Here is an 8,677-nt window from a genome sequence, read left to right as displayed (position 1 = left end):
GGTTTTGAGGTTGCAGATAGAACTGACGAAGTCAGTAACATATACCTACGACAAGGCGACGCTGATGTGGTTTGAAGAGATTTTCGAAGAGTATAAGTCTATAGTTTGAAACTATAACTAGCTCTTGAAAAGAAGAAAATGAGTTGATGAAAATAAGTGGTACAATAGTTACTATAGATTTGGAGGAATTGTATGAGCAAGGAATTACACATTAACACAATTTTGGCCCAGGCGGGCATTAAGTCAGATGAAGCGACAGGTGCATTGGTGACACCGCTTCATTTTTCAACGACCTATCAGCATCCAGAGTTTGGTCGATCTACTGGCTTTGACTATACGCGCACCAAAAACCCAACTCGCAGTAAGGCGGAAGAAGTCTTGGCGGCTATCGAGTCCGCAGACTATGCCCTAGCTACTAGCTCAGGAATGTCAGCTATTGTACTGGCCTTTAGCGTTTTTCTAGTAGGAAGTAAGGTCTTGGCTGTCCGTGACCTTTATGGTGGTTCTTTCCGCTGGTTCAATCAAGTGGAGCAGGAAGGCCGTTTCCATTTTACCTATGCCAATACAGAAGAAGAGTTGATTGCCGAGTTGGAGAAGGATGTGGATGTTCTCTATATCGAAACACCAACCAATCCTTTAATGTTGGAATTTGACATCGAAAAACTGGCAAAATTGGCCCATGCTAAGGGTGCCAAAGTGGTGGTGGACAATACCTTCTACAGCCCTATCTACCAACGTCCTATTGAAGATGGAGCAGATATGGTTCTTCATTCAGCAACCAAGTATCTGGCAGGCCACAACGATGTCTTGGCTGGAGTGGTTGTGACCAATAGTTTAGAACTATACGAAAAGCTCTTTTACAATCTCAATACGACAGGGGCAGTCTTGTCACCATTTGACAGTTATCAATTGATTCGTGGTCTCAAGACCTTGTCTCTTCGTATGGAGCGCTCAACAGCTAATGCCCAAGAAGTGGTTGCCTTTTTGAAGGATTCTCCAGCAGTTAAGGAAGTTCTCTATACTGGTCGTGGGGGCATGATTTCCTTTAAAGTAGCCGATGAAACACGCATTCCTCACATTTTGAACAGTCTTAAGGTCTTCTCTTTTGCCGAAAGTTTGGGTGGGGTAGAAAGTCTCATTACTTATCCAACGACGCAAACTCACGCTGATATTCCAGCAGAAGTGCGCCATTCTTATGGTTTGACAGATGACCTCTTGCGCTTGTCAATTGGGATTGAGGATGCTAGAGATTTGATTGCAGATTTGCGCCAAGCCTTGGAAGGATAAGACAAAGATGAGAAAATATGATTTTACAAGCCTGCCAAACCGTTTAGGGCATCATACCTTTAAATGGAAAGAAGCAGAAACGGATAGTGAAGTCCTACCAGCTTGGATAGCGGATATGGACTTTGTAGTCTTGCCTGAAATCCGCCAAGCTGTGCAGACTTACGCAGACCAACTGGTTTATGGCTATACTTATGCCAGTGAAGACTTAATTAAGGAAGTTCAAAAGTGGGAAGCCACACAACACGGTTACCACTTTGACAAAGAGGCTCTTGTCTTTATTGAGGGTGTGGTACCAGCCATCTCAACAGCTATTCAAGCCTTTACAAAAGAAGGCGAGGCTGTTTTGATTAACACACCTGTCTATCCACCCTTTGCACGCAGTGTCAAGTTGAACAATCGCAGATTGATTACCAATTCTTTGGTGGAAAAGGATGGTCTGTTTGAGATTGACTTTGACCGACTTGAAAAGGATTTGGTGGAAGAGGAGGTCAAACTCTATATTCTTTGCAATCCTCACAATCCTGGTGGACGTGTGTGGGAGAAGGAAGTGTTGGAAAAGATTGGCCAACTCTGTCAAAACCACGGTGTTTTGTTGGTTTCGGATGAGATTCACCAAGATTTGGCCCTCTTTGGTCACAAACACCAGTCTTTCAATACTGTCAACCCTGACTTTAAAGATTTTGCGATTGTCTTGAGCAGTGCAACTAAAACCTTTAACATCGCTGGGACAAAAAATTCCTATGCAGTCATTGAAAATCCTAAGTTGCGAGTGGCTTACCAGAAACGCCAGTTAGCCAATAACCAGCATGAAATTTCAGGCTTGGGCTATTTGGCGACAGAAGCTGCCTATCGATACGGTAAAGATTGGCTAGAGGAACTCAAGCAAGTCTTTGAAGACCACATCAATTATGTGGTGGATTTATTTGGTACAGAGACTAAAATCAAGGTCATGAAACCGCAAGGGACCTACTTGATTTGGCTTGATTTTTCAGCCTATGACTTGACTGATGAAAGATTGCAAGAGCTGTTGAGAAATGAAGCTAAGGTTATCCTTAACCGTGGTTTGGATTTTGGAGAGGAAGGAAGTCTCCATGCCCGCCTCAATGTAGCCATGCCTAAGTCTCTGCTGCAAGAAGTTTGTCAGCGGATTGTGGCTACTTTTGCCAAACGTTAAAAATCCAGCCTTCTAGGAGAAAAGTATCCTTAGAAGGCTATTTTCATAGGTAAAAATATGGTATAATAAAAAGATAAGGTAAAGGTAAAAATATGGCTAAATTGATTCCGGGGAAAGTCCGTATCGAAGGCGTTGCCCTTTATGAAACCGGTAAGGTTGACATTATCAAGGAAAAGAACAATCGGCTCTACGCTCGCGTTGCAGAAGAAGAACTGCGCTATAGTTTAGAGGATGATTTGGTTTTTTGTGCCTGCGATTTTTTCCAAAAGAGGGGCTACTGTGTGCATTTGGCAGCTCTGGAGCATTTTCTGAAAAATGATGAGCGTGGTCAAAAAATCTTGCAGGGTTTGGCAGAAGGTCATGAAGAAAAAGAGGCCGTTGAAACCAAGGTGACCTTGGGCGGTAAATTTTTAGACCGAATCTTATCTCCAAAATCAGACCGAGCCTATGAGTTGTCGGCTGTGGGTCAGGTGGAAGCAGGAAGCAATCATATCTTGTGGACTCTGAGAGTCGGCCAAATCAATAGCCAAAAATACTACGTCATTCGGGATATTCCACTCTTTTTAAGGATTGTCGAGCAGAGAAAGTCTTATATGATTGGCAAGATTTATGAGGAGTCCTTGTCTTGGGAATCCTTTGATGAGGCTAGTCAAGAACTTCTGACTTTCTTGCGAGGGCTGACGGAGGAAGGACAGGCTCCAGACCTCTTTTTCCAAAACCAGGGTCGTCATCTCTTTTTTCCTCTGACCTTTTTTGAGCAGGGTGTGAATTTACTGATGACCTTGCCCCATTTTCAATTTGATCATCAAGTGGATAGCTACCAGAGCCTACTTTTTCAGGATATGCATGCTGATGCCAATCTCTTTGCCTTTACAGTAACAGAATACTCGGATTATTTTGAAATGGAAATCAGTGAGAGTCCAAGGGTCAATGTCTTTTATCAGGGAGCTGTGCTGTTCCATAAAGGACAGGTTTATTTTCTAACAGACCAGCAGATGCGTCTTCTCAAGGAGATCAAAGCGCTGCCTGTGGATCAGCATGGCAAGAAATACCTGCAATTTGATAGCAGTGACCGAGATAAGTTGGCTTCTTGTCTGACTCTTTTTGGCCAGATGGGAACTGTCTCAGCTCCAGAACGCTTACAAATCAAAACGTTTTCGCCATCGTTTTACTTTGACAGGGAAGAAGACAATCGAATTCGTTTAGAAATCCAGTTTGATTATGGGGATAGACAGGTATCTAGCCGACAAGAGCTAGAAGAATTGCCATTTTCGAGTGACGCGGACTTAGAAGAAAGAATTTTCCAAGTCTGTTTGGTAGCTGGTTTTGAAGCAGACTTTCAATCTTGGCGTCAGGCCCTAAAAGCGGAGTCTGTTTATCATTTCTTTCACGAAATTATTCCGGTCTTTGAAAAACTCGGGAATGTTGATTTATCAGACAAGTTAGAAGAACTCTATAACCTAGCAAGCCCTCAAGTACAGATTGCTTCCAAGGGAGGTCTCTTGGAAATCCAGTTTGATTTTCAAGATATTGCCCAAGAGGAAATTGATCAAGCCATGCAGGCCTTGGTTGACAATCAAGATTTTTACATTGATTTGTCCAATCAAGTCTACTTTTTCGATGAAGAAACCAAGAAGATTCGCCAAAATCTACAGGAACTGGGACAATTTGAATTAAAAGATGGGACCTTGCAGACTCGAAAATCTTTGGCTTACAGTTTAGCCCATCTCTTTGAAGGGCGAGACCGTGTTTCTTTCTCACAAGAATTTCAGAATCTGGCCCACGATTTGACGCATCCAGAGGACTTCCCTCGACAAGCAACTCAGGTTCAGGCTGATTTGCGAGATTATCAGGAAAAGGGAATCGGCTGGCTGCAAATGCTCCATCATTATGGTTTTGGTGGGATTTTGGCTGATGATATGGGATTGGGGAAAACCCTTCAGACCATTGCTTTTTTGACCAGTCAAGTGACAAAAGAAAGTCGAGTCTTGATTCTAGCTCCGTCGGGTTTGATTTACAACTGGGCAGATGAATTTCAGAAATTTGCCCCACAGTTGGATGTAGCTGTTGTTCATGGTTTGAAAACGAGTCGTGAAGAGATTCTTGCCGAAAGCCATCAAATCTATGTGACCAGCTATGCTACCTTCCGTCAGGACAGTGATCTTTATCATGGGATGGCCTTTGACTTCCTTTTCTTAGATGAGGCTCAGGTCATGAAAAATGCCCAGACCAAGATTGCCCAGACCTTGAGACAATTTGTGGTGCCGTCGGTCTTTGCCTTGTCAGGAACTCCTATTGAAAATCATCTGGGTGAGTTGTGGTCTATTTTCCAAATCGTCATGCCAGGACTCTTGCCAAGTAAGAAAGAATTTATGAAATTGCCAGCCGAGCGTGTGGCTCAGTTTATTAAGCCCTTCGTTATGCGGCGCAAGAAAGAAGAAGTTCTGACCGAATTGCCAGACTTGATCGAAGTGGTTTATAAAAATGAACTGGAAGACCAGCAAAAGGCTATCTACCTAGCCCAGTTGCAACAGATGAGAGACCGTCTGGCTCAAGTGTCAGATCAGGAATTTCAGCGAAGTCGAGTTGAAATTTTATCTGGTTTGATGCGCTTGCGTCAAATCTGTGATACTCCTGCCCTCTTTATGGAGGATTATCAGGGTGCCAGTGGTAAACTGGATAGTCTCCGAGATCTGCTGGTACAGGTAGCAGACGGCGGACACCGTGTCTTGATTTTCTCCCAGTTCAAGGGAATGTTGGAGAAAATTGAACAAGAACTGCCAGACTTGGGTTTGACTTCCTTTAAAATTACGGGCTCAACCCCAGCCAAGGAAAGACAAGACATGACCAAGGCCTTTAACCAAGGGGAAAGAGATGCCTTTCTGATTTCCCTCAAGGCGGGTGGGGTCGGTCTGAACCTGACAGGTGCTGATACGGTTATCTTGGTTGACCTTTGGTGGAATCCTGCGGTGGAAGCGCAAGCCATTGGCCGTGCCCATCGGATGGGTCAGGAAGAAACGGTTGAGGTCTATCGCTTAGTGACCAAGGGAACCATTGAAGAAAAAATTCAGGAACTCCAAGAGCAAAAGAAACATCTGGTGTCACAAGTATTGGACGGAACAGAGTCACGTGGCAGTCTGACCCTAGCAGAAATTAGAGAAATTTTGGGAATTTCTGAAGCCAGCACTTGAAAAATCAAGACAATACGCTATAATGAAGTGTTGAAAGGAAATAGAAAATGAAACAAGAACGATTTCCATTGGTGTCAGATGACGAGGTCATGTTGACTGAAATGCCAGTCATGAACTTGTACGATGAGTCTGATCTGATCAGTAATATCAAGGGTGAGTATCGAGATAAAAATTATTTAGAATGGGCTCCTATTACTGAAGAAAAACCAGTCAAACCGATTGAAAAGCAAGTAGAGAAACCTAAAAAGGCTCCTTTAGGAGTTAAAAAAGAAGGAAAGAGCTATGCGGAGGTGGCGCGTGAAGAAGCGCGTGCAGACTTGAAAAAGAAACGCTCTGCTAACTATTTAACTCAAGATTTCAGCCGTGCGAGACGTCATTCTCAATCTGGCCTCCTTAGAAAGGGCAATCAACCGACAGCGCCTTTCCAAAAGGAAAATCCTGGTGAATTGGTGAAGTATAGCCAAAAATTGACCCAGTCTCATTATATCTTGGCGGAAGAAGTTCATTCTATCCCTACCAAGAATGAAGAAGTGTCAGCACCTGCTCCAAAGAAAAACAACTATGATTTTCTGAAAAAGAGCCAAATCTACAATAAAAAAAGTAAACAAACAGAACAAGAACGTCGGGTTGCCCAAGAGTTGAATCTGACAAGAATTACAGAATAGGGGAGAAATCATGCCAAAGACATATCATTTTATCGGAATTAAGGGATCAGGGATGAGTGCCTTGGCCTTGATGTTGCACCAAATGGGGCATAAGGTACAGGGATCAGATGTTGAAAAATACTACTTTACTCAACGCGGTCTAGAGCAGGCAGGAATTACCATTCTTCCTTTTGATGAAAAGAATCTAGATGGAGATATGGAAATTATCGCTGGAAATGCCTTCCGCCCAGATAACAATGTCGAGATTGCTTATGCAGACCAAAATGGCATCAGCTACAAACGTTACCATGAATTCCTAGGAAGCTTTATGCGTGACTTTGTCAGCATGGGAGTTGCTGGAGCGCATGGAAAAACTTCAACGACAGGTATGTTGTCTCACGTCTTGTCTCACATCACAGACACTAGCTTCTTGATTGGGGATGGGACAGGTCGTGGTTCGGCCAATGCCAAATATTTTGTCTTTGAATCTGACGAATATGAGCGCCACTTCATGCCTTATCACCCAGAATACTCTATTATCACCAACATTGACTTTGACCATCCAGACTATTTCACAAGTCTCGAGGATGTTTTCAATGCTTTTAACGACTATGCCAAACAAATTACCAAGGGTCTTTTTGTCTATGGTGAAGATGCAGAATTGCGTAAAATTACAGCCAATGCTCCGATTTATTATTATGGTTTTGAAGCAGAAGGCAATGACTTTGTAGCTAGCGAGCTTCTTCGTTCAACAACTGGTTCAACCTTCACGGTTCATTTCCGTGGACAAGACTTGGGGCAATTCCACATTCCAAGTTTTGGTCGCCACAATATCATGAATGCAACTGCCGTTATTGGTCTTCTTTACACAGCAGGCTTTGATTTGAACTTGGTGCGTGAGCACTTGAAAACATTTGCCGGTGTTAAGCGTCGTTTCACTGAGAAAATTGTCAATGATACAGTGATTATCGATGACTTTGCCCACCACCCAACAGAAATCATTGCGACCTTGGATGCGGCTCGTCAGAAATACCCAAGCAAGGAAATTGTAGCGGTCTTCCAACCGCATACTTTTACAAGAACCATTGCCTTGTTGGACGACTTTGCCCACGCTTTGAACCAAGCGGATGCCGTTTACCTAGCACAAATTTATGGATCTGCTCGTGAAGTGGACCATGGAGATGTCAAGGTAGAAGATTTAGCTAATAAAATCAACAAAAAACACCAAGTGATCACTGTTGAAAATGTATCTCCTCTCTTAGACCATGACAATGCTGTCTATGTCTTTATGGGGGCAGGAGACATCCAAACCTATGAATACTCATTTGAGCGTCTCTTGTCAAACTTGACAAGCAATGTTCAGTAGGATGTTCTTATGGAAATTCCAATTAAGATCATTCAGGCAAGTCAGTCTGATTTGGTTGAGATAGAGGCAATTCAAACTTCGTCTTTTCCAGCTGAAAAGCAACTTACTGCCCATATTTTAGAAGAAAGTATCCGTAAGTGTGCGGATACCTTTCTTCTAGCTAGGGATGAAAATCAACTTTTAGGCTATATTCTATCAAGTCCTCAGTCAGACAATCCGCAATGTCTAAAAATACATTCTTTAGTCATCAAGGCTGACCATCAGAGACAGGGCTTGGGAACACTTCTTCTTGCAGCCTTGAAAGAGGTGGCAGTTGAGCTGGATTACAGAGGGATTCGTTTGGAGAGTCCTGATGAGCTGCTTTCCTATTTTGACATGAACGGTTTTATTGATGAAGAAACTGCAACTAGCCAGGGGTTTAGTATGATTTGGTTTAATCCCTTTTATCTGGAGGTACAATGAAGATCAGACAAGCAAGATTAGAAGATTTGGGTCGGATTGTCGAGATTGAACTAGAGAATTTCTCGGTCGAAGAAGCCATTCCTCGCTCTGTCTTTGAAGCGCATTTGCGAGAAATACAGACCTCTTTTCTGGTTGTAGAAAAAGAGGGTAGAATCATGGGTTATATCGAAGGGCCAGTTGGCCCCCATCGTCATCTGCAAGACCGGTCCTTTACAGAAGAAATAAAAGACCATAGTCATGAGTCGAGTGGCTATATCTCTGTCACCTGTCTGTCGATTGCAAAGGAAGCACAGGGCCTCGGACTGGGTCAGAAATTGCTAACAGCCTTGAAAAAACTGGCTCTTGAAGATGAGAGAGAAGGTATTAACCTAACCTGTCATGACTATCTCATCGCCTACTATGAAAAACATGGATTTGTCAACGAAGGCTTGTCCCAGTCAACCTTTGCAGGGGAAACTTGGTATGATATGGTCTGGGAAGCTAATACTCTTCGAAAATCAAATTCAAACCACGTCAGCGTCGCCTTACCGTATATATGTGACTGACTTCGTCA

At 43.1% G+C, this 8,677-nt stretch carries 7 protein-coding genes; all 7 read left to right on the top strand.

From position 1 onward, the window contains the following. Positions 1–192 precede the first annotated feature (192 nt). On the top strand, positions 193–1,287 hold the full coding sequence (locus WKI42_RS08565; protein ID WP_368081696.1) for a cystathionine gamma-synthase: 1,095 nt from the start codon (positions 193–195) through the stop codon (positions 1,285–1,287). Positions 1,288–1,294: 7 nt separating this feature from the next. Continuing rightward, positions 1,295–2,461 carry a MalY/PatB family protein gene (locus tag WKI42_RS08560; protein ID WP_368081695.1) on the top strand — a complete coding sequence of 389 codons (1,167 nt, stop codon included), beginning with the start codon at positions 1,295–1,297 and terminating at the stop codon, positions 2,459–2,461. Positions 2,462–2,553: 92 nt separating this feature from the next. Then, positions 2,554–5,652, top strand: coding sequence for a DEAD/DEAH box helicase (locus WKI42_RS08555; protein ID WP_368081694.1), 3,099 nt, complete (start codon positions 2,554–2,556; stop codon positions 5,650–5,652). 47 nt (positions 5,653–5,699) lie between these two features. Beyond that, on the top strand, positions 5,700–6,317 hold the full coding sequence (locus WKI42_RS08550; protein WP_368081693.1) for a cystathionine gamma-synthase: 618 nt from the start codon (positions 5,700–5,702) through the stop codon (positions 6,315–6,317). A 10-nt stretch (positions 6,318–6,327) separates the two neighbouring features. Beyond that, positions 6,328–7,662 carry a UDP-N-acetylmuramate--L-alanine ligase gene (gene murC / locus WKI42_RS08545; RefSeq protein ID WP_368081692.1) on the top strand — a complete coding sequence of 445 codons (1,335 nt, stop codon included), beginning with the start codon at positions 6,328–6,330 and terminating at the stop codon, positions 7,660–7,662. A 9-nt stretch (positions 7,663–7,671) separates the two neighbouring features. Further along, positions 7,672–8,124, top strand: a complete 453-nt coding sequence (locus WKI42_RS08540; RefSeq protein WP_368081691.1) for a GNAT family N-acetyltransferase — start codon at positions 7,672–7,674, stop codon at positions 8,122–8,124. Continuing rightward, the gene (locus WKI42_RS08535; RefSeq protein ID WP_368081690.1) at positions 8,121–8,669 is read left to right on the top strand and encodes a GNAT family N-acetyltransferase; all 549 of its coding nucleotides are present in this window, start codon (positions 8,121–8,123) and stop codon (positions 8,667–8,669) included. The genes WKI42_RS08540 and WKI42_RS08535 overlap by 4 nt, the downstream gene beginning before the upstream one ends. Positions 8,670–8,677 lie beyond the last annotated feature (8 nt).

This window comes from Streptococcus pseudopneumoniae (assembly GCF_038148935.1).
Taxonomy (GTDB): Bacteria; Bacillota; Bacilli; order Lactobacillales; family Streptococcaceae; genus Streptococcus; species Streptococcus pseudopneumoniae_U.
This window is presented reverse-complemented; position numbering and strand designations above follow the sequence as displayed.